Below are 19,934 nucleotides of genomic sequence, written 5' to 3'. Positions count from 1 at the left end.
TTAGGAGCAATTTATGCTTCCTGAACCTATGGATTTTGCATCACAGGCCGCGCCGCCGGTGACATTGATATCACCACTGCCAGCGACCTTTGCCTTGACCTTACCTGTCGCGGTTAACCGAACGTCGCCGGAACCCGCAATAGACACATCGGCGTCAGTTGCATTCAACTTCTGCGCGTTGACGCTGCCGGAACCTGCCACCGCGAAATCGGCGAGGTCAACCTTGCCAGAAACAACAGCGTTGCCGGAACCTGCGATTTTGGTCTCCAGCTTCTTCGCTTCTACATTGGCGACGTTCAAGCTGCCTGATCCGGCGACTTTCACTTTGACAATGTCGCCCGTCATCCGGTCAGCGGTAAAGTCACCTGACCCCGCGAGCGAGGCGGCGGACAACGCGGGCGCAGTGATCGTTACCGTGACGCCTTTGCCTTCATCGCCAAACCAACTGCCCTTTTCCCGGCCAATGACAATCGCTTTGTCATCCATCTTGTAGCGCAGCGCGGCGACCGCTTTCGCATTGCCTTCGGCCTTGATGGTAAAAGCGTCACCGGTGACAAACACGATATTATCCGGGCCCAGCGCCTTAACTGTGCTGAATGCATCCGTCGTGACGGCGCTGCTGGATACTGTCTTGCCGTCGGCAAAGCCGTTTTCCTCTATGGCTTTGACATCCTTAACCGCACCGGAAATGGTTTCGCCGCAACCAACAAGCGATAGGGCGAGGAGCGGCAGAAGGCAGATTGACTTGCGCATGGCTTATCTCCTTGTGTATTGTTCTAACAATACACTTCGACGTTTATCACGCAACAGATATCTGCAGCCTATCTGTAAAGGCCCATTTCCTTAGGGTCAGGACCTATTAAATCCACCTTCGCGGTTTGAGGCCATACTGTTCAGTGCCAGGCGGCAAGCGCAGGGCTTAGTGGTTCTAAGTCCAAGCTTGCCAACGTGGCAATGGATAAAATGGGTCAAATCCGAAGGACGCCAAAATGGCTTCGATCTCAAAGCAAAATGCCCTTGCAGGCAGAATTACTGCCTGCGGCGGCCATTTCACTTCGATATCTTTGCCATTTTGACGCCGCGATGGTGGATTTAAGTGGTCCTGACCCTAAGGATTTTGGGAATATTTTCTTTGAAAGGGAAGAAGCCTTTCGTTGCATGTGGCCAGAAGTTTTCGTCCCAAGCGCGTCGGACTTGAACCAGGGTAACGCCTTCGGCGGCCAATATTGGAGCGATGCCGGAAAGCGCATCGGCTACTGGGCCAGTTGGGGCATAGGATGTGACGATTTGTTCCGCCCCTGCTGCGCGGGCTTGGGCAATAAGGGCCGCTGAATCCAAGTTACCGAGCAATGTTGTCGGGCATTTGAAGGCGTTACCAACGCGTTCAGTGACGTCATTGGTCGTGGCCGCGACAAAGGCTCTGGCATTGTCGCCCCACAAGGTTTCCGGGTCGACCAAGATGCTGGCACCGATGATTTTGGCAGGTGCGCCAAAGACAGACTCAGGGTGCATATCCTCCGACGTCACCAGCAGATATGCAGGCTTATGTGCGTCGAAAAACGCGGCTTGCGGCAAAGGACGCAGCGCCGGTGTTGACACGTCCGCCGGCATCGATGCTACGGTCGCCAGGCCCTTTGGGACAAATCGGCCGTTGGTATAGCGCGCAATGTTATCGGCCGTCGCAAGATAGGTTTTGCCAGCCGTTTGCAGGCCAGCCACCCAGCGCCATGACAAGGTGTTACTTGCCGCGTCTGCATCGACCAAATGCCGCAGGAAAAAGTCCGCGCCCAAAGCCCATGGCAGGCGCAGGGTGAATATCCAGATTGAAGCAAACCACATTCTTGCATGATTGTGGAGATAGCCGGTTTGCACCAATTCGCGCGCCCAGTCGTCAAACCCTTCGATGCCGGTCTCGCCAGCTTCTGCACTGCGGATCGCGCGGGCGTTGGGGAAGCTGTTACGTTGCCGGTCACGCTCTTGCTGATATTGTGTCCATACCGACGGCCGCATCTCGAGCCAGCCCTTCCAATAGGTGCGCCACAGAACTTCCTGCACATATTTTTCGGCTGCTGGCAGGCTGTGTTGGCCAAGCGTGGCACCGACGACTTCTTGCTCGGTTAGCATGCGATAGCGCAGATATGGCGAGAGCTTCGACACAGCGCCTGCGTGATCTGGCCCGGGGTCAGTATTGCGGCCAGACGCATAAGCGTGGCCAGCGCGCGGCGCAAACTGCGTGAGACGAGACAGCGCAGCATTTCGCGTCGCAGGGAAGGTGTCGCGGAGCATATTTAGTCCAGTAATTTTTGCAGGCGCGGCCTGATGATGAGGAAGCGGTTATAGAGGCGTTCGAGCAGATGAAGAACGAACGCATTGCGGGCGATGAAGCCAAGCGGTTTCAGCAATGGTATGGCCCGCCACATGGCGGCAAAGGCGGCGGCGCCAGATAGGATAACGCCGTCTTCGCTGGCGTGGAAGCGCGCGAGCATCAATTGACGGTCAAGCGGACACACCGCATTCGCAGGCGCTATGTCGCGGAAATCGATCGCATGCCGCGCGTCGAGCCGACGCATCAATGCAATCTCGCGAATGCACAGGGGGCACGCACCGTCATACCAGATGATTACTTTGGCCATAAATTACCTTACCACCGACGACAGCCGCATGTCAGGCTGGGCGTTACGCGGTAGCATAAAGCCCGAAAAAAAGGGCGCCGTTTCCAGCGCCCTTCAGATTTTTCCGGTAAGGAAAGTTTATTCTGCTTTTTCGTAATATTGCGGTGCCGCCTCATTCAAGATGACAAGAATTTTCTGAAGCGCCGCTTTTTCATCGGTCTTTTCCATGGCGGCAAGCTCGCGCGCCAAACGGCTGGATGCAGCTTCAAAAATCTGCCGCTCGGAATAGCTTTGCTCTGGCTGGTCATCGGGACGAAACAGATCGCGTGTCACTTCGGCGATCGATACAAGGTCGCCCGAGTTGATCTTCGCTTCATATTCTTGCGCGCGACGTGACCACATGGTGCGTTTCACCTTGGGCTTGCCGGTCAAGGTATACATCGCTTCCTTCAGCGTCTTGTCGCTCGAAAGCTTGCGCATGCCCACGCCTTCGGCCTTGTTGAAAGGCACACGAAGCGTCATTTTTTCTTTTTCAAAGCGCAGGACATAAAGCTGAAGCTGCATCCCTGCGATTTCGGAATCCTGAAGTTCAATTACGCGGCCAACCCCATGCTTGGGATATACCACATAATCGCCTACATCAAATATCGCCGCGTTGGACGTCATATTACGACCTTTCTGGTTATTCGGGAGAAATAGCTTGTTCAGGCAACAGAGCGTCACCCATCAGACTTTTTTCGTTCGTCCCTTACGTCATGAACCTGTCGCTGCCTGGATTGGACGCGCAGTCATCGACCATTTTTGGCCTGACGCTGCGAAGTGTAACAGATTCGCAACAAAAATTCAATGGCCGCTTTAAGGTCAGGAGCGCACGTTAAATCGCGCTTAACTTCCTGACGCGATCATCCGCCTCATGCGTGTCGGCGCTGATCGGCGTAATGTCCGCCGCGTTCATCCAGCATAGGTCGATGTAACCAAGAACCCGTTCATCATGGCTACGGATTGTGACCGGCAGGATTGGCTGCCTGTCACGGTCATCGACCAATACCGGATTGGACAAAACGCCCGTACCCCATTTTTCGCCCCATTGGCGCAGGGCAATCATCGTTGGCAGTAAGTCGAGCCCTTTTTCCGTCAGGCGATATTCAACCTTTCGCCGATCGTCGGGGCAGGGGGTGCGGTGTAATATTCCGCTTTCGGTCAAGCGAGTGAGGCGGTTGGCCAGTATGTTGCGCGCAATGCTGAATTCGGACAGAAACTCCTCAAAATGCCGAACGCCATTAAAGGCCGCGCGCAATATCATGAATGACCACCGTTCACCCATCGCCTCCAGCGCCATGGGGAGGCCACATTCGGCGAGCTGGTGCAAAGGTTCCCGCAATTCACCCATGAAACATCCTCTCAATCGCAGATTGCGACCCTTGTTCAAAATAATCAACCCAAATTGCAAATTTAAGTTGCAATTAAAAACTTATAATAATAAGTACTGATTCGCAACTGATTTATCAGTTGTGCAAACCACAGACAAGGAACCAAAGCTTCGGGCTGTGATTTGAAAATATAGCAAAGCTGAAGGATAACATGATGACTCTCTCCCAAATTTCCGCCCGCATGGGCGCGCTTGCTGCTGCCACTGCTTTGAGCGCAACGCTTTTGTTCGCAGCGCCGCAGGCACATGCCGCCACCAAAGGTAGCTATTATAAGGCCGAGCTGGCGCAGCCGACCACTGCCAAGCCAGAGCTGTTGCGCAGCGTATATGTAAAGTGCGAAGGCACGAGCTGCCGCGCGCCAATCGCATCGACTGCGCCAAAGAATATGTGCATTAGCATAGCACGTGAATTCGGTGCAGTTACGGCATTCACCGCCGGTGAGCGCGTGTTCACGGCTGAAGAAGTTGCGGCATGCAATGGCGACAATGCAAAGGCCATCGCGAAGAATTAGGGTCAGGACCGGAATTTTTCGGCTCCGCTCTCCTACCCCCAATGCTCCTTTTTTGGGCAGCGTCAGGAGCCGAATGCAAACTGCGCCGAAGGGACCGACCCTTCGGCGCATTTTTGTTGCGCTGTTGGATAGTTGAAAAGTCACACTAAGGTCTCACCTAAAACGCCGCCGTGGCGGGTCTTTTTGGGTTGCCAGACCAGCCGCGATCAAACGACGTTGCAGCCCCGCATCGCATTTCTCCTGTAATAATCGTACTGCGTCTTCATCTGGAAGTTGTTCCGACAGAAAATGCGGCAAGATGCCGTCTGCCAAATCGGCTAGCGCATATGCATCTTCAAGCGCCTCTGTATCCATCAACGCCTCGGGCGGCGCGGGCAGTTGCGGTTCCATCGCGCGCAGGCTCATTTCCAGATGGTCCGCAGGTGGCGCAGGGGTTGCCGACGCATTTTGGGTATAACGCTCGGGCTTCAAATGGCGGAGCAAAAAGGTCAGAAGTCGGTCGTTATAAACCCGTTTGGTGCAGATTACTTCGCCATATTCATCATATACATTATGTTCGACGCCTTGGATGGCGCGTTCAAAGGCAATATCTTCCAACGCGCCGCCTGCATGTTGCCGGGCCGCATCCCATGCCCGCGCAAAGGCCGCGCCATGCGCCGAACGGCGGAGGCGGTTGGCGGACTCACGGCTCATCCCTACCGATTTTGCGGCGTGGCTAACAAGACCCGTGTCGGCCAAGGCTTCGATAAAGCGTCTTTGTTTTTCTTCCGTCCATCCATCATGTCGTGGTCGTCGCCGGACAGGGACCCAACGATATTCCTGCGGATCATAATATTCAGGCGAATCATATCCGTCGGGTGCAGGTGCGTCCGCATTGGCAAGGGGTGCTTCCGTTTGAGCGCTTGACGCATCTTCGGGACGGGCGGGTGAGGTGGGTGTATGTGTCATCCAACAGTATAGAACATATCAGATATATTGTAGGAAAGTGTTTTTTGCGGAGAAGATCAAAAGGATATTTTAGAACAACCGCCCCCTTGCCGTTTTTACATACATTGTCAGTTTTTGCTGGGGCGAACTTAGGATGAACGCGTTTAGAATGATTTTCCTGTTGCATCGCAACGCAAAAGACCCAAGTTGGACCGATGATGCGGCAATATGAACTGGTTGAGCGGGTGCGGGCGTACGCGCCTGATGTCGATGAAGATCGGCTTAACCGGGCATATGTGTTCACCGTGCAAATGCATGGGGCGCAGAAGCGGGCCTCTGGTGACCCCTATTTCAGCCACCCGGTAGAGGTTGCAGGGCTGATGACTGACCTCAAAATGGATGAGGACACGATCATCACCGCGTTGCTGCACGACACGGTGGAAGACACGCTGACCACTATCGAAGATGTTGAAAAGCGTTTTGGTCCTGAGGTCGCACGGCTGGTCGATGGCGTTACCAAGCTGTCAAAGATTGAAGCACAGACCGAAAATGAGCGGGCGGCGGAAAATCTGCGCAAATTCTTGCTCGCAATCTCCGATGATATCCGCGTGCTTTTGGTCAAGCTTGCCGATCGGCTGCACAATATGCGAACGCTGCATTTCATCAAAAGCCCAGACAAGCGGCGCCGTATTGCAAAGGAAACGATGGATATTTACGCCCCGCTGGCCGAGCGGATTGGTATGTATGAATATATGCGCGAGATGCAGTTGCTCGCCTTTGAACAATTGGAGCCTGAGGCTTATCAGACGATAACAGGCCGCTTGAAACAAATCCGCGAGAAGGCGGATGTCGAGATTGACCAGATCAACCAGACCATCGCTTGGGAAATGGAGCAGGCTGGCCTGAAAATCAAAATTTCTGGCCGCGAAAAGCACCCATATTCGATCTGGAAAAAGATGCAGGAACGCCATGTCGCGTTTGAACAACTGACTGACATCAACGCCTTTCGCGTCATTACCGAAACGACCGAGGACTGTTACCGCGCCTTGGGCGTGCTGCATCGGCGTTGGCAGATGGTGCCCGGACGGTTCAAAGATTTTATCTCAACACCCAAGCGCAACGGTTATAAATCGATCCATACGACGATAATGTTCGCCAAAAATATGCGGGTGGAGGTGCAGATCAGGAGCGCCGAGATGCACCGCAAATCGGAACATGGCTTTGCCGCGCATTGGGCCTATAAACAGGATGACAAGCCCGATGGGCAGGCGGGTTGGCTGCGCGATCTGATCGAGATACTCGAGACAAGCCAAGACGCCGAAGACATTCTCGAGAACACGCGGATGGCGATGTATCAGGACCGCATTTTCGCCTTTACGCCTAAAGGTGCGCTGCACCAGTTGCCGAAGGGTTCAACGGTCGTTGATTTTGCTTATGCCGTGCACACCGACCTTGGAGACAAAACCGTTGGTGGCAAGGTCAATGGCCGTCATGTGCCGTTGCGAACGCAGTTGCGCAATGGTGACATGGTCGAAATTCTGAAGTCCAAGGCGCAAGAACCGCAACAGGCGTGGATGAACTTTGTGACCACGGGCAAGGCACGCGCCGCCATCCGTCGCCATGTCCGACACCGGGAACGTGATGAGCTGGTTGTGATTGGGCGCAAGCTTTATGAAGAAATCGCCGCGCGTATGCCGGGCAAAATCGGCAAAAAGGCCCTTACGGCAGCGCTGAAGCGGTTAAAGCTGGAGGATGAGGACGAGCTGATGCATCGCATTGGCTTGGGCAAAATCAACGATCGCACGGTGATGGAGGCGCTCGTGCCTGGTTTCGACGCCGATGGCAGCCATATTGATTTTCCGGGCCAGGAAAGCGCGATCTCAATCCGTGGCTTGACCCCGGGCGTGGGATATCATCTTGGCGAATGCTGCCATCCCATCCCCGGCGACCGGATTGTCGGGCTGCGGCTGGCGGGGCAGCCGGTTGAGGTGCACACCATTGAATGCGACCGGTTGGCGAGTGGGACGGACGCCGACTGGGTTGACTTGAGTTGGGGGCAGGGCAGCGACGGTGCGTCGGCGCGGCTTCGGGTGATCATCCACAACAGACCCGGCACATTGGGTGAGATTGCAGGGATATTCGGCTATCACAAGGCCAATATCATCCACCTGCGGATGACCGCGCGCGATGTCGAATTCCACACATTTGAGGTGGATTTGGAGGTCCATGATCTGCAACACCTCATGCGCATCATTTCCGCGCTTCGGGCGTCAGAGGCGGTGGCAACAGCAGACCGCGTTTACGACTAAACTCAGTCTTCGCTGATCTCATCACCGGGTTCGGCATACACAAACCGTTTCGCCAATTCAAAACCATGTCCGGCGCGCAGGAAAGCGTTCAACTGCTTATTCCGTTTCTCCGGTGCTGCGGCTTCCTGTGCAAAGGGACCAAGCCGTTTTCGCCTGGCGAAGTTTTCGGCAGCGGTGAAGATGCTATCGTCCATATGCGCTTTAGCATTTATGGCATCGGCGTCACCAATGCCGCTGGCGCGCAAATCCTCGTTCAGCCTTCGCCCGCCAAAGCCCCTGCGGACAAAGGACCGGCTGCGGGCATCGGCAAATTGGGCGTCGTTGATATAGCCCAACGACGTGAATTGCTCGGTCAATCCGGCAATGTCTGCAGAACGTTCATCCTCCCAGCCCCGTTCGCGTATTTTGCGCGTTAAATAGCCCGCCAATTTCGACTGCGTGGTGGCATATTTACCGACATAATGCAGCGCCAATTGACGCAGCCTTTCCGCATTTAACGGTGGAGCGGGCTTTTTGGCAGGACGGGGTTGGTTCACGCCCTATTCTTGCCACAGTCGGGTCGAAATTTGAACTGCTATCCTCAGGTAGGAAAAGTGGATATGAAAAGTGACACGGGCCGCTGCCCAATCACAATATGGGAAAATTTATGAGCGCACTCGCATCCACGCCAACGCAGGACAGCTTGCAACGCCGCTTTTCCGACTTTGCAACGCTTGGTGCGGCGCTTGATTACGCTGCCTTGGGTAAGCGCGGATTGAACTTCCACGATATGCGTGGCCAGTTGGCGCGGCCTTATCCGTATAGCGAGATGCGCGAAGATGCGTTGAAAATGGCGTATCGGTTGATCAGCCACGGCATTTGTAAGGATGACCGCGTTGCCTTGGTCGCTGAAACAGGACCAGATTTTGCGGCGTTGTTTTTCGGATGCGTCTACGCGGGCGCATGGCCCGTCCCCCTGCCGCTACCGACCTCGTTTGGCGGCAAGGAAAGCTATGTCGATCAATTATCGGTGCAGTTGAAAAGCTGTGATCCCAAGATATTGTTTTTCCCCGCCGAACTGTCCGACATGGCCAATGATGCTGCGCGTGCTTGCGACGTTGAAGGGCTCGATTGGGAGAGCTTCAGCGACCGGATTGCGTCCGAAACCGAATTGCCAGCGGCGGGCACGGACGAAATTTGCTATCTGCAATATTCGAGCGGATCGACCCGTTTCCCGCATGGTGTCGCGGTGACGCATAATGCATTGTTAAACAATCTGTCGGCGCACTCGCATGGCATGGAAGTGACCGAAAATGACCGCTGCGTGTCGTGGTTGCCATGGTATCATGACATGGGTCTCGTGGGTTGTTTTCTGTCGCCAGTGGCGAACCAGGTGTCGACTGATTACATGAAGACGGAGGATTTTGCCCGTCGCCCGCTGGCGTGGCTTGACGTCATCAGCGCCGCCGACGGCACGGTTATCAGTTATTCGCCGACATTCGGCTATGACATTTGCGCGCGGCGGATTTCAAGCCAGAGCCATGTGAACGACCGCTTTGACCTGTCCAAATGGCGGCTTGCGGGCAATGGCGCGGATATGATCCGGCCTGACGTGATGCAGGCATTTGTGGACGCCTTTGGCGATGCCGGCTTCAAGGCGTCGGCGTTCCTGCCAAGCTACGGCCTTGCCGAAACCACGCTTGCGGTATCCATCATGCCGCCGGGTGAAGGCATTCAGGTTGAGTTGGTTGAAGAGACCGAACTTACGGGCCACCCGGGCGCGCCGGACCGCCCAGTTCGGTATCGCGCAATCGTCAATTGTGGGCGTGCCGTCAAAGACATGACCATCGAGATCCGCGACGAAAACCGCGCGGCAGTTGCGGACAGGACAATTGGCAAAGTGTGGTGCACTGGCCCGTCCTTGATGAAGGAATATTTCCGCGACAAGGAATCTACCGATGCTTGCTTGGTCGATGGATGGCTCGACACCGGCGACATGGGCTATCTGTCGAACGGTTATATCTACATCGTTGGCCGTGCCAAGGACATGATCATCATCAATGGCAAAAACCATTGGCCGCAGGACATTGAATGGGCTGTGGAACAATTGCCGGGCTTTAAGGCTGGCGACATTGCTGCCTTCGCCGTCACAATGCCGGGTGGCGAAGAATCGCCCGCCGTGCTGGTGCAATGCCGCACCACGGACGAAGTCGAACGTGCCAAGCTACGTGAACAAATTCGTGACAAGGTTCGTTCGGTTACGGGCATGAACTGCGTCGTGGAACTGGTCCCGCCGCGCACCTTGCCGCGGACAAGCTCCGGTAAGATGAGCCGGGCCAAGGCGCGCAATTTGTATCTGTCGGGTGAAATTCAACCTTATGCCATCGCGGCCTAAGGCCGTTCACAAAATTTCGTGCACTTTTTCCTGAGGCCGACACAGCCGGACGCCCTTCGCCGTTTCGACAAAGGGACGTTCAACCAAAATTGGGTGCGCGACCATCGCGTCCAATATCCGTTCTGACGATGCACCTTCGATAAGGCCCAATTCTTCAGCGGGTGAACCGCGTGTGCGCAACGCTTCGCGCGGGGTCAGGCCCGCGTCACGGAACAATTGCTCAAGCTTTGCACGCGTAAATGGCTGTTTGCGATAGGCGATGACATCAACCAAGACACCTTCGGTTTCCTCCAGAATCGCCAAGGTTTTTCGCGAGGTTCCGCAATCCGGATTGTGCCAAATCGTTGCTTGCATCGTTAAAAACCTCCTTCAATCCAATCTTGATACTGCAAACCCGCAACCAGATGCAAAATCAATCCAACGATTATTACAATATTCAATTGCATATGATAACGATTCGCAATAGTGGACGAAAATAGATCTGCGAATCATTCGCAATAACGTAAAAAGGTTCATTATGCTCCGCCTGTCCGCGTCCATTATCGCTGTGTTGTCCGCTTCGGCATTTTGGCAACCCGCATTTGCCGAAGAAGCGTTTGACGTCGAAGCCTATGATGACAGCCGGACGATCATTGTGACTGGCCTAAGCGAGGGCTATCTTGCGACCAATTCGGTTACCGCGACAAAAACCGACACGCCGCTGATCGATATTCCGCAGACCATCAACGTCGTGACCCGCGAGCAGTTGGACGATCAGGCGCATCATTCGCTTGCGGACATATTGCGCTATGTTCCCGGCACGACTGTGGGCCAAGGCGAGGGCAACCGCGACCAGATTACCTTACGCGGGCAAAACACCACCGCTGACTTCTTTTTGGATGGCGTGCGCGATGACGTCCAATATTATCGCGGGCTTTACAACATCGAACGGGTCGAAATATTGAAAGGGCCTTATGCCCTGATCTTCGGTCGTGGCGGCGGTGGCGGCATTATCAACCGCGTGCAGAAATCACCTTTGAGCGATGATTTTGTTTATGCAGGTCAAGCCAGCATCAACAGCCTTGGCGCTTATGATCTGTCGGCGGATGTCAACGCGCCCTTGAGCGATGCCGTAGCCGTGCGCATCAACGCTGTGTACGAAAACTTCGACAGCCACCGCGACTTCGTTGGCGGTGCGCGTTATGCGTGGAACCCTTATGTTGCGTTCAAACTCAATGACGCGTGGAAGCTTGGGCTGTCCTATGAATATGTGCATGACGACCGCACAACCGACCGTGGCATCCCGTCAATCGCCAATGGTGCCGGTCAGCCCAACCGCCCGATCGCTGGCTACCGCGACCAATTTTTTGGCGTGCCCGGCGTCAATTATACCAAGTTGGAGGCGCAAATCGCTAAGCTGCGGCTTGATGGTGCGTTGACTTCAAATCTGAGCTTTAGCGGTACAATATTATATGGCGACTATGACAAAACCTACCTGAACGTCTATCCCAATGGTGCTGCGACTGCGCAAAGTGGCACCGTTGCTTTGGCCGCGTATAGCGATCCGACCCAACGTGAAAATTTCATCGCGCAAGCCAATTTGGTATGGGCTGTGGAAACCGGCCCGCTGATGCATAAAATCCTGGTCGGCACCGAATATGGAGATCAAAAATCGGCCAACCGGCGTTTCAATGGTGCGTTATCCAACGCCACGTTTAACCTTGCCAATCCCATTTTCCCGACGGTTAGTTTCAACACATTATCACGCGATACCGTGTCCGACGTCACATTCTTCTCCGCCTATGTTCAGGATCAAATCAGCTTTGGCGACCATATCGACGTTGTTGCTGGCCTGCGTTATGACAATTTCGACATTGACGGCACAGACCTGTTTCCCGTCGTTGACCGGCACTTTGCTAGGAAGGACGAAAAAGTCAGTCCGCGCCTTGGCCTGATTTTCAAGCCGCAGGAAAATATCTCTGTATATGGCAGCTACAGCCAGTCTTTCCTGCCACGCTCCGGCGACCAGTTTTTGGCGCTGACGGTGACGCAGCAGAATCTCGCGCCGGAAAAGTTCACAAATTACGAGATTGGCGCCAAATGGGATGTGCAGCCCAATCTGAACCTGACGCTGGCCGTGTTTCAGTTGGAACGCAGCAATGCGACGACGCCTGATCCCCGCAATCCTGTGGTCAGCATCAATATCGGGACGACCCGGACGCAAGGCATCGAACTGGCGGTCACAGGCAACATTACGTCATCATGGCAAGTCCATGGCGGCTACAGCTATCAGGATGCAACCTTGGCTGGCAATGAGAGCGTGCGTTTGGGGCAGGTTCCCCGGCATCAGGCGAGCCTGTGGAACCGCTATGACTTTAACGATCGATTTGCAGCCGGCCTTGGGATCATTCACCAATCCAGCCAGTTTGCCGCCATCCGGACGGCCCCCAACACAACGAAGCTGCCGGCGTTCACGCGCGTTGATGCGGCGTTTTATTATGATCTGAGCGATGCATTACAATTGCAGTTGAATGTCGAAAACCTGTTCGACACCGATTATTATTCGGATGCGCATAACAATAATAATATATCGACCGGCGCGCCCATCAATGGCCGCTTTACCATAAGGGCGAAGTTTTAAGCCGAAGTTACAGCGGCGGCATGTGCCTTGGCATTGTTGACATAATGCGCAACGCCAAGCCGCATCCCCATGACGGCGGCATCGTCAAGATCACGGACAAAGCGGGCAGGAGAACCCGCCCATAATTGCCGTGTCTCTATCCGTTTGCCTTGGGTCAGCATCGCGCCTGCGGCGAGCATAGCGTCGCTTTCGATCACTGCGCCGTTCATCACGGTGGCAGAAAGGCCAACAAAGGCGCGATCATGCAAGATGCAACCGTGCAGCATGACATTATGTCCAACTAGCACATCGTCACCAATGATGGTGGGAAATCCGTCCTCAACCCCAGGCATCGGGCCATCGCAATGGACGATGCTGCCGTCCTGAATATTCGTTCGCGCGCCGATGACGACGCGGTTCACTTCGGCGCGGATGACGCAATTATACCAGATGCTTGCGTCTGCCCCGATGGTGACATCCCCGATGATACGGCAACCCGGTGCGATAAACGCGCTGTCGTGGATTATCGGTTTTTTACCGTTCAGCGTGATAATGCTGATGTCGTGGCGGGTGTGTGTCATTGGCGTTTCCATAGATGAATATGCGGGGGTAGGTGGATTTAAGTGGTCCTGACCCTAAGCAACCGCGCCGCCAATGCCGCATGATAGGTCAATATACCTGAACATCCCGCGCGTTTGAACGCCATCAGCGTTTCCAGCACCAGCGCATCACGGTCGCCTGCGCCCGCCGCTGCGGCGGCCTCGATCATCGCATATTCGCCCGACACCTGATACGCGAACACAGGCACGTCAAAGCGGTCACGCACCCGGCGGACGATGTCGAGATAGGGCAGGCCAGGCTTCACCATGACGCTGTCTACGCCTTCGGCAATGTCCATGGCCACTTCGCGCATGGCTTCGTCGGTGTTGGCCGGGTCCATTTGGTAACATTTCTTATTGCCCTTTAGCAGGCCGCGCGAGCCGACCGCATCGCGGAACGGCCCGTAAAAGGCGCTCGCATATTTGGCGGCATAGGACATGATCTGGACATTATGATGCCCGTTCATTTCCAGTGCTTTGCGAATAGCACCGACGCGGCCATCCATCATATCGCTCGGCGCGATGATGTCTGCGCCCGCATTGGCTTGGTTGATAGCCTGGTCGACGAGCACGGCGACGGTGTCATCATTGACGACATAGCCGTCATCATCGATCAGCCCGTCTTGCCCATGGGTGGTATATGGGTCGAGCGCGACATCGGTTAAAACGCCAATCCGATCGCCATGTGCTTGTTTGATCGCACGGATGGCGCGGCACATGAGGTTATCGGGATTAAACGCTTCCGCGCCATCTTCGGTGCGGCGGTCAGCCTGCGTGTTCGGGAACAAGGCGATGCAGGGTATGCCGAGTTCAATGGCTTCGGCAGCGCGCATCACAATCTGGTCAACGGACCAGCGCGATACGCCGGGCAGGGTCGCAATTGGTTCCTCGATGCCTTCGCCTTCGGTTACGAACAAGGGCCAGATAAGATCGGCAGGGGAAAGCATAGTCTCGCGCACCATCGCGCGGCTCCAGCCCGTTACGCGGGTGCGGCGCAGGCGGCTGTTTGGGAAAGAAGATATATCGCTCATCCAAAACACTTAGCTGCGATACACTCTTTCCTCAACGCCTTATCCGCCGGAGGGTATCTGGCTGTCGCGAAGTGTCAGCCGATCAATTTCCCGCTTTGGCGCTTCTTCTTTTTTAGCTGCCGTTTGCAATGGCGTAAGCGCCGCGCCTGGCTTGACCGACTTCACGCTTTGAAGCTTGCCCTTGAAACGGGTGAGGTCACTTCCGGACAGTTGCGCGCGCTGGGTGAACTTCACGGACATTGGGTTTACCGCGCGCCCGTTGCGATAAAGCTCATAATGCAAATGGGGTCCTGTCGACAGGCCGGTGGAGCCGACATAGCCAATAATTTGCCCCCGCCGGACTCTGCTACCGGGGCGCGCTGCTATCCGGCTCATATGACCATAGCCACTCGCAAGATCGCCACTGTGCTTGATCCGCACAAAATTGCCATACCCGCCATTGCGTCCAGCAAAAGCGACCACGCCGTCGGTCACCGCAAAAATTGGCTGGCCATAGCCTGCCTTGAAATCAAGACCAGCATGCATCCGCTTATAGCCCAAAATCGGGTGCCGTCTGGGACCAAAACCGGAGGTCACGGGGCCATTGACAGGGCGGCTGAGGGCGCCTTTCGATTCACCGACGCCCGATGCCTCAAACCATTGGGTGTTGCCTGCAAGCGTCCATTTCAGCATCTGGATATTGGATTTTCCATCGCGATCCACGCCAGCATATAGCAAGTCGCCCACTTTAACTTCGCCGGTTTCAGCGCGCTTGTAATCGATGATGATATCAAATTGGTCAGTCGGCCGGATGTTTGATAGGGATGTGCGTCCGGAAATGACTTTCAGATAATCCTGAATAGCACGCGCCGGCGCGCCAGCGGCCCGCGCCGAACGGTAGATGCCCTGGCTACCTACCGTCCCGCGAATACGCAGCGGCGTATTGTCGACGTTTATGGGCTTTTTGTTCAATCTTAAACTGCCGCCTTCACGATTGATTTCGAGATTGAGGTCAAATCGCGCACGAAAAGCTACCGATTCAAGGGGTCTCGGCTGATTTTTCGACAGCCGCGTCCCAAGGACAATGTCAATGGGGGTGCCAGGCTCAATTTCCGACAATGCCGTTTCGCCCGATACCATGTTCACGACATTAGCGGCCTCACTGCCACCAACGCCCGAACGTTGGAGCACGCGGGCAAAGCTGTCGCCGCGTCCCAAAGATGCCGTGAGCTCGATGCGCGGGCGTTCCGGGCTTTCGGCCAGCGCTACAACGGTGTCGGTGGCGGCCATGCGCTTGCCGCTGTCGCTGCCATAACCGATTGGCATAATCATTTGTGCGCGCGCCTCTTCAAACTCTGCCGCGTTGGGCATTGAAGGCTGCACGCCGTAAATCGGTCCGTAATCCGGTAGAAGTGCAAGCGCAGCGACGCTTAAAGCAGTTAAGGTGCCAAGCCCACGGAACCAGCGAAGCGACCCGATATCTTCGCCAAGGTCTGGCACAAAATCGAGTTCGGCCAGGCCGCGAAGCCAGCTAGCGCCAGACGCACGCGGTTCGGATTTTTGACGCATCGACCTGGTCATGGCATCGGGCAACGACACATCCATGTCCCAGCCGTGTCCGGCAAGCCGTGTTTCTTTGCCGTCAAACATAAGGCGTATAATCCACGACCGTCTTCCCATCCCCACGGGCGTTCCCGCATCCACTTCTGTGGCGTGTTATGGTTAAAGTCAAATTAACAGCGACCTTGCCTTTGTCGAACTGCGGCAAACGGTGCTAATTCGCGGACAAAAGCTGGAACTTTGGTCCATGCGCGTACATCGAAATTTATCAGCTTCATAAAATAGGACGCAATGCTATGGCTGATATTGGTAAAAGGAGAGGAACATGAACGGCGAACGGGTTGAATTTTTTTACGATCTTTCAAGTCCATGGACTTATATTGCGTTCCACAATCTTGATGCCGTCATTGCACGCACTGGCCTGTCTGTCCGCTTGCGTCCCATATTGGTCGGCGGCGTTTTCAATGCCGTCAATCCGTCTGTATATGCGGCACGAGAAGCGGCCAATAACCCCAAGTTTAAGCACAATTGGCGGGTTATGCGCGATTGGGCAAAGCTGGCGGGCGTCGAAATCAATTTTCCCAGCATATATCATCCGGCAAAAAGCATCCATGCGATGCGTATGGCATGTTCGCTCGCAGGCGATCAGGTGGCGCTAAAGACGTTCAGTAAGGCCGCCTTTGAAAGCTATTTTGGCGCGCAGGAAAATCTTGACGACCCCGATGTGTTGGTCGCGCTGGCGAACAAAGCGGGTCTTGATGGAGAGGCCATGCGGACGGCATCACAGACCGATGCGGTCAAGGCCCTGTTGCGCGCCAACACTGACGAGGTAATAGCGCGCGGTGGCTATGGTTCGCCGACCATATTTGTTGACACAGACAAGATGTATTTTGGTAATGATCAATTGCCGCTGGTTGAGGCTGCCTTCCTTGGAAAAATATAATGAGGAAGGCAAAAAAACTCACAGCGGCGTGTGTATTGGCAATGATGGCGCTTGGCGGGTGTCATTTTGTGGAACCGAAAGATAAGGTTATGGATCAGCATCCGGTTTTCTATTTTGAAATTCCAGTGACAGATATGGACCGCGCGGTTGCTTTTTACGAAGAGATCATGGGATTGAAATTGGATCGTCAGATCGTCGACGGGTATGAAATGGCGCTTTTCCCATTTGCGGAGGGTGCGCCGGGGGCAACCGGAGCGCTTGCCAAAGGCGATGTATATAGGCCTTCCAAAGATGGCGCGATTATCTATTTTCAGGTGCGCGACATCAAATCGACGGTAGAAAAGGCCCAAGAATTGGGTAGACCCATATTATACCCTGTAAAGGATATCGGCGATGCTGGCTTCGTCGCAGAGATAGAGGATACAGAGGGCAACCGTCTTGCCCTTAATCAACCCCGATTGGATAAAGAATGAACGACCGCGTATCCATTTCCATCGACAATCATGTCGCCGACGTCCGCCTGACGCGTGCGAACAAGATGAACGCACTTGACCCGGCGATGTTTCAGGGGATCATCGCGGCCGGTGAAGAGCTTGCATCCGTGAAAGGCGTACGCGCGGTGGTATTGTCGGGCGAAGGACGCAGTTTCTGCGCAGGCCTTGACATGGCCAGCATGGCAAGCGGCGGCGCAAGCGCGAGCAGCGGGATGGGCAGCCTGACCGACAGGACGCACGGCAACGCCAACACATTCCAACAGGTCGCCATGCTGTGGCGCAAATTGCCGATGCCAGTGATCGCGGCGGTGCATGGTGTGTGTTTCGGCGGCGGGTTGCAAATTGCAAGCGGCGCAGACATCCGCGTGGTCGCGCCGGATGCGCGGATGGCCGTGATGGAAATGAAATGGGGCCTTATCCCCGACATGGGCGGCTATGCCTTGTGGCGCGGGTTGGTGCGTGAAGATAGCTTGCGCGAACTGACCTACACCAACCGTGAGTTTTCAGGGGCCGAGGCGCTAAATCTTGGCTTTGCGACGTTTGTGGACGAAAACCCACATGCCCGCGCCATGGTCATTGCCCGCGAAATTGCCGACCGCAACCCAGAGGCGATGCGCGAGGCAAAGGCATTGTTCAACGAATATGCCGATATGGACGAAGACGCGATATTGATGGCCGAAAGCGTCCGCCAAGCCCGCGTCATCCGCAAGCCCAACCAGATTGAAGCGGTGATGGCCGGAATGCAGAAGCGGGCAGGGGTGTTTGCCGATTAAGACGACTTAACGTGCAACCGTTCAAATTCCGCGCGCAATTCTTGTGGTAAGGCGGTCGGGCCGTTCGCATCGGTTAGCACGATGGTGGTGATGCAGGTCGCCTTGCATTCGCCGCCTTGAAACGCGGCAGAGGCGATGTCCCAACTGCTGCGGCCGATCCGCAATATGCCGCTGGCAATCTCCACATGTTCGGGAAAATGCGCCTCGGCAATATACTCAAGCGCAACGCTGACAATCAGCCAGCGTTGCCCCGGCGCACGGCGTTCGACCGCGATGGCGTGATTGAACATACCGCGACCATGTTCGAACAATCCCGCCATTGAGACATTGTTGATATGTCCCAACAAATCCAGATCGGCAAAGCGCGTTTCGGCGCGGTGATTGAAGGGATAGTTTGCAGGGTCAAGCTGCCAGCTTTGCGGTTTGGGCATATAACGGAACCTTTATCAACAGTCGTCACCCTGAACTTGGTTCAGGGTCAATTTATAAGCCTCAACCGGCGGTTGTGTGGCACGATGGACCCTGAAACGAGTTCAGGGTGATGGAGTAGTCCGAGAATATGGATCGTTCTAAAGACCCCGACCGATCAGTTCTTTCATGATCTCGTTAGTGCCGCCGAAAATCCGCGTGACGCGGGCTGCGCGCCACATGCGGGCGATGGGATATTCGTTCATATATCCCGCGCCGCCATGCAATTGCAGACAGGCATCGACCACGTCCCATTGCAAGTCGGTGTGCCACAATTTGGCGGCCGCGCCTTCTTCGGCGGTCAGTTCTTTTTTATAATGGCGGTTCAACGCCCAATCGAGATGCGCCCAGCCAACCTGCAACTTGGATTTGATGTCCGCCAGCACGAAACGGGTGTTCTGGAAGTCGAGCAATGGCTTGCCGAAAACGATGCGGTCACGGCAAAAGGCGACGGTTTCGTCAAATGCCTTTTGCGTGCTCGCCATGGACGATACGGCGATGGAAAGGCGCTCTTGCGGCAGTTCGCTCATCAAATAGATGAAGCCCTTGCCCTCTTCGCCCAGGCAATTGGTCATGGGGACGCGAACATCTTCGAAGAACAATTCCGACGTGTCGGCTTCGTCCATGCCGATTTTGTCGAGGTTACGACCGCGTTTGAAACCTTCACGATCGGCCTCGACGAGGACAATCGACATGCCCTTATAGGCGGGCTGAATTTCGGTGTCGGTTTTGACGCAGACCAAGATCAGGTCGGCATTTTGGCCATTGGTGATGTAGGTTTTGCTGCCATTGATGACATAATGATTGCCATCCTTCTTGGCAGTGGTTTTCATGCTTTGCAGGTCGCTTCCGGTGCCAGGCTCGGTCATGGCGATGGCGGTGATAACCTCGCCCGAAATCATCTTGGGCAGCCAATGCTTCTTCTGCTCTTCGCTGCCATAGCTGGTGATGTAATTGACGACGATGTCGGACTGTAGCGAAAAGCCAGTGGCGACGCCGCCATAATAAGCCGATTCCTCGTCAACAATGGCATTATAGCCAAAGTCGAGGCCAAGGCCGCCATATTCGACTGGCACGGTGGGGCAGAGCATGCCGACTTCGCCCGCCTTGGGCCAGATCGATTTGGGGACAATGCCGTCTTCCTGCCACTGCTTTGCGTGGGGTGCGACTTCCTTTTGAAGGAATTGGCGCACCGACTGGCGGAACGCTTCATGATCTTCATTATAGGCGGTGCGTGGAATGCTATCGAGTGACATTGAAAAATCCCCTGCAAAATTGTCCTGCGGATATGCCTTATCAATGGCAGGAAGTTAACGCGGGCGTCA

20 protein-coding genes are annotated in these 19,934 nt (G+C 55.1%); 7 read left to right on the top strand and 13 right to left on the bottom strand.

From position 1 onward, the window contains the following. The 5 genes from HEQ34_RS03335 to HEQ34_RS03315 all read right to left on the bottom strand — a co-directional run bounded on the left by HEQ34_RS03335 (position 1) and on the right by HEQ34_RS03315 (position 4,002). Positions 1-753, bottom strand: a complete 753-nt coding sequence (locus tag HEQ34_RS03335; protein ID WP_296197363.1) for a head GIN domain-containing protein — start codon at positions 751-753, stop codon at positions 1-3. A 339-nt stretch (positions 754-1,092) separates the two neighbouring features. After that, complete coding sequence (locus HEQ34_RS03330; RefSeq protein WP_296197361.1) at positions 1,093-2,286, bottom strand: FAD-binding domain-containing protein; 1,194 nt, start codon at positions 2,284-2,286, stop codon at positions 1,093-1,095. 2 nt (positions 2,287-2,288) lie between these two features. After that, positions 2,289-2,633 carry a DUF393 domain-containing protein gene (locus HEQ34_RS03325; protein ID WP_296197358.1) on the bottom strand — a complete coding sequence of 115 codons (345 nt, stop codon included), beginning with the start codon at positions 2,631-2,633 and terminating at the stop codon, positions 2,289-2,291. A 117-nt stretch (positions 2,634-2,750) separates the two neighbouring features. Further along, positions 2,751-3,278 (bottom strand): CarD family transcriptional regulator, encoded by a 528-nt coding sequence (locus HEQ34_RS03320; RefSeq protein WP_296197357.1) that lies wholly within the window; start codon positions 3,276-3,278, stop codon positions 2,751-2,753. Between the two features lie 208 nt (positions 3,279-3,486). After that, entirely contained in the window at positions 3,487-4,002 is a 516-nt protein-coding gene (locus HEQ34_RS03315) for a helix-turn-helix domain-containing protein (RefSeq protein ID WP_296197354.1), read from the bottom strand. A gap of 191 nt (positions 4,003-4,193) precedes the next feature. Here HEQ34_RS03315 and HEQ34_RS03310 point away from each other — a divergent pair, with 191 nt between their 5' ends. After that, positions 4,194-4,553 (top strand): hypothetical protein, encoded by a 360-nt coding sequence (locus HEQ34_RS03310; RefSeq protein ID WP_296197352.1) that lies wholly within the window; start codon positions 4,194-4,196, stop codon positions 4,551-4,553. Positions 4,554-4,706: 153 nt separating this feature from the next. On the opposite strand, the gene HEQ34_RS03305 is transcribed toward HEQ34_RS03310, so the two are convergent. After that, positions 4,707-5,501, bottom strand: a complete 795-nt coding sequence (locus HEQ34_RS03305; protein WP_296197350.1) for a hypothetical protein — start codon at positions 5,499-5,501, stop codon at positions 4,707-4,709. Positions 5,502-5,695: 194 nt separating this feature from the next. Between HEQ34_RS03305 and HEQ34_RS03300 the strand changes: the two genes are divergently transcribed. Next, positions 5,696-7,789 carry a bifunctional (p)ppGpp synthetase/guanosine-3',5'-bis(diphosphate) 3'-pyrophosphohydrolase gene (locus HEQ34_RS03300; protein ID WP_296197343.1) on the top strand — a complete coding sequence of 698 codons (2,094 nt, stop codon included), beginning with the start codon at positions 5,696-5,698 and terminating at the stop codon, positions 7,787-7,789. A gap of 2 nt (positions 7,790-7,791) precedes the next feature. Here the strand turns inward: HEQ34_RS03300 and HEQ34_RS03295 are convergent, their stop codons facing one another. After that, positions 7,792-8,325: a RecX family transcriptional regulator gene (locus HEQ34_RS03295; RefSeq protein WP_296197336.1), complete on the bottom strand. Its 534-nt coding sequence runs from the start codon at positions 8,323-8,325 to the stop codon at positions 7,792-7,794. 110 nt (positions 8,326-8,435) lie between these two features. Between HEQ34_RS03295 and HEQ34_RS03290 the strand changes: the two genes are divergently transcribed. Next, positions 8,436-10,163, top strand: coding sequence for a fatty acyl-AMP ligase (locus HEQ34_RS03290; protein WP_296197331.1), 1,728 nt, complete (start codon positions 8,436-8,438; stop codon positions 10,161-10,163). A gap of 6 nt (positions 10,164-10,169) precedes the next feature. On the opposite strand, the gene arsC is transcribed toward HEQ34_RS03290, so the two are convergent. Then, the gene (gene arsC, locus HEQ34_RS03285; protein WP_296197329.1) at positions 10,170-10,517 is read right to left on the bottom strand and encodes an arsenate reductase (glutaredoxin); all 348 of its coding nucleotides are present in this window, start codon (positions 10,515-10,517) and stop codon (positions 10,170-10,172) included. A 163-nt stretch (positions 10,518-10,680) separates the two neighbouring features. On the opposite strand from arsC, the gene HEQ34_RS03280 reads away from it, so the two are divergent. After that, positions 10,681-12,783, top strand: a complete 2,103-nt coding sequence (locus tag HEQ34_RS03280) for a TonB-dependent siderophore receptor (RefSeq protein ID WP_296197326.1) — start codon at positions 10,681-10,683, stop codon at positions 12,781-12,783. Here HEQ34_RS03280 and HEQ34_RS03275 read toward each other — a convergent pair. The 3 genes from HEQ34_RS03275 to HEQ34_RS03265 are packed head-to-tail and all read right to left on the bottom strand — an operon-like array spanning position 12,780 to position 16,021. Further along, positions 12,780-13,343: a gamma carbonic anhydrase family protein gene (locus HEQ34_RS03275; protein WP_296197324.1), complete on the bottom strand. Its 564-nt coding sequence runs from the start codon at positions 13,341-13,343 to the stop codon at positions 12,780-12,782. The two genes, HEQ34_RS03280 and HEQ34_RS03275, sit on opposite strands and share 4 nt — an antisense overlap. 38 nt (positions 13,344-13,381) lie before the next feature. After that, positions 13,382-14,392 carry a porphobilinogen synthase gene (gene hemB / locus HEQ34_RS03270; protein ID WP_296197322.1) on the bottom strand — a complete coding sequence of 337 codons (1,011 nt, stop codon included), beginning with the start codon at positions 14,390-14,392 and terminating at the stop codon, positions 13,382-13,384. A gap of 39 nt (positions 14,393-14,431) precedes the next feature. Then, complete coding sequence (locus tag HEQ34_RS03265; protein ID WP_296197319.1) at positions 14,432-16,021, bottom strand: M23 family metallopeptidase; 1,590 nt, start codon at positions 16,019-16,021, stop codon at positions 14,432-14,434. A 235-nt stretch (positions 16,022-16,256) separates the two neighbouring features. Here HEQ34_RS03265 and HEQ34_RS03260 point away from each other — a divergent pair, with 235 nt between their 5' ends. From HEQ34_RS03260 to HEQ34_RS03250, 3 genes are read left to right on the top strand one after another with little or no spacing between them, the layout of a single operon-like run. Then, positions 16,257-16,874 (top strand): 2-hydroxychromene-2-carboxylate isomerase, encoded by a 618-nt coding sequence (locus tag HEQ34_RS03260; RefSeq protein WP_296197317.1) that lies wholly within the window; start codon positions 16,257-16,259, stop codon positions 16,872-16,874. After that, positions 16,874-17,347: a VOC family protein gene (locus tag HEQ34_RS03255; RefSeq protein ID WP_296197314.1), complete on the top strand. Its 474-nt coding sequence runs from the start codon at positions 16,874-16,876 to the stop codon at positions 17,345-17,347. Before HEQ34_RS03260 ends, HEQ34_RS03255 begins: the two co-directional genes overlap by 1 nt. After that, positions 17,344-18,141, top strand: coding sequence for a crotonase/enoyl-CoA hydratase family protein (locus tag HEQ34_RS03250; RefSeq protein ID WP_296197310.1), 798 nt, complete (start codon positions 17,344-17,346; stop codon positions 18,139-18,141). Before HEQ34_RS03255 ends, HEQ34_RS03250 begins: the two co-directional genes overlap by 4 nt. Here the strand turns inward: HEQ34_RS03250 and HEQ34_RS03245 are convergent. Then, positions 18,138-18,572: a thioesterase family protein gene (locus HEQ34_RS03245; protein ID WP_296197304.1), complete on the bottom strand. Its 435-nt coding sequence runs from the start codon at positions 18,570-18,572 to the stop codon at positions 18,138-18,140. The two genes, HEQ34_RS03250 and HEQ34_RS03245, sit on opposite strands and share 4 nt — an antisense overlap. A 138-nt stretch (positions 18,573-18,710) precedes the next feature. Beyond that, positions 18,711-19,865 (bottom strand): acyl-CoA dehydrogenase family protein, encoded by a 1,155-nt coding sequence (locus HEQ34_RS03240; protein ID WP_296197301.1) that lies wholly within the window; start codon positions 19,863-19,865, stop codon positions 18,711-18,713. Between the last annotated feature and the right edge of the window lie 69 nt (positions 19,866-19,934).

Origin of the sequence: Sphingorhabdus sp. (assembly GCF_023910635.1) — a bacterium.
GTDB lineage: Bacteria > Pseudomonadota > Alphaproteobacteria > Sphingomonadales > Sphingomonadaceae > Sphingorhabdus_B.
This window is presented reverse-complemented; position numbering and strand designations above follow the sequence as displayed.

What these genes read in the sequence shown, in the direction of transcription:
- HEQ34_RS03250 (WP_296197310.1), top strand. Translation starts at nt 17,344, where the DNA reads ATGAACGACCGCGTATCCATTTCCATCGACAATCATGTCGCCGACGTC.
- HEQ34_RS03245 (WP_296197304.1), bottom strand. Translation starts at nt 18,572, where the DNA reads ATGCCCAAACCGCAAAGCTGGCAGCTTGACCCTGCAAACTATCCCTTC.
- HEQ34_RS03300 (WP_296197343.1), top strand. Translation starts at nt 5,696, where the DNA reads ATGATGCGGCAATATGAACTGGTTGAGCGGGTGCGGGCGTACGCGCCT.
- HEQ34_RS03310 (WP_296197352.1), top strand. Translation starts at nt 4,194, where the DNA reads ATGATGACTCTCTCCCAAATTTCCGCCCGCATGGGCGCGCTTGCTGCT.
- HEQ34_RS03275 (WP_296197324.1), bottom strand. Translation starts at nt 13,343, where the DNA reads ATGACACACACCCGCCACGACATCAGCATTATCACGCTGAACGGTAAA.
- HEQ34_RS03240 (WP_296197301.1), bottom strand. Translation starts at nt 19,865, where the DNA reads ATGTCACTCGATAGCATTCCACGCACCGCCTATAATGAAGATCATGAA.
- HEQ34_RS03265 (WP_296197319.1), bottom strand. Translation starts at nt 16,021, where the DNA reads ATGTTTGACGGCAAAGAAACACGGCTTGCCGGACACGGCTGGGACATG.
- HEQ34_RS03335 (WP_296197363.1), bottom strand. Translation starts at nt 753, where the DNA reads ATGCGCAAGTCAATCTGCCTTCTGCCGCTCCTCGCCCTATCGCTTGTT.
- HEQ34_RS03290 (WP_296197331.1), top strand. Translation starts at nt 8,436, where the DNA reads ATGAGCGCACTCGCATCCACGCCAACGCAGGACAGCTTGCAACGCCGC.
- HEQ34_RS03305 (WP_296197350.1), bottom strand. Translation starts at nt 5,501, where the DNA reads ATGACACATACACCCACCTCACCCGCCCGTCCCGAAGATGCGTCAAGC.
- HEQ34_RS03330 (WP_296197361.1), bottom strand. Translation starts at nt 2,286, where the DNA reads ATGCTCCGCGACACCTTCCCTGCGACGCGAAATGCTGCGCTGTCTCGT.
- arsC (WP_296197329.1), bottom strand. Translation starts at nt 10,517, where the DNA reads ATGCAAGCAACGATTTGGCACAATCCGGATTGCGGAACCTCGCGAAAA.
- HEQ34_RS03320 (WP_296197357.1), bottom strand. Translation starts at nt 3,278, where the DNA reads ATGACGTCCAACGCGGCGATATTTGATGTAGGCGATTATGTGGTATAT.
- HEQ34_RS03325 (WP_296197358.1), bottom strand. Translation starts at nt 2,633, where the DNA reads ATGGCCAAAGTAATCATCTGGTATGACGGTGCGTGCCCCCTGTGCATT.
- HEQ34_RS03255 (WP_296197314.1), top strand. Translation starts at nt 16,874, where the DNA reads ATGAGGAAGGCAAAAAAACTCACAGCGGCGTGTGTATTGGCAATGATG.
- hemB (WP_296197322.1), bottom strand. Translation starts at nt 14,392, where the DNA reads ATGAGCGATATATCTTCTTTCCCAAACAGCCGCCTGCGCCGCACCCGC.
- HEQ34_RS03260 (WP_296197317.1), top strand. Translation starts at nt 16,257, where the DNA reads ATGAACGGCGAACGGGTTGAATTTTTTTACGATCTTTCAAGTCCATGG.
- HEQ34_RS03315 (WP_296197354.1), bottom strand. Translation starts at nt 4,002, where the DNA reads ATGGGTGAATTGCGGGAACCTTTGCACCAGCTCGCCGAATGTGGCCTC.
- HEQ34_RS03280 (WP_296197326.1), top strand. Translation starts at nt 10,681, where the DNA reads ATGCTCCGCCTGTCCGCGTCCATTATCGCTGTGTTGTCCGCTTCGGCA.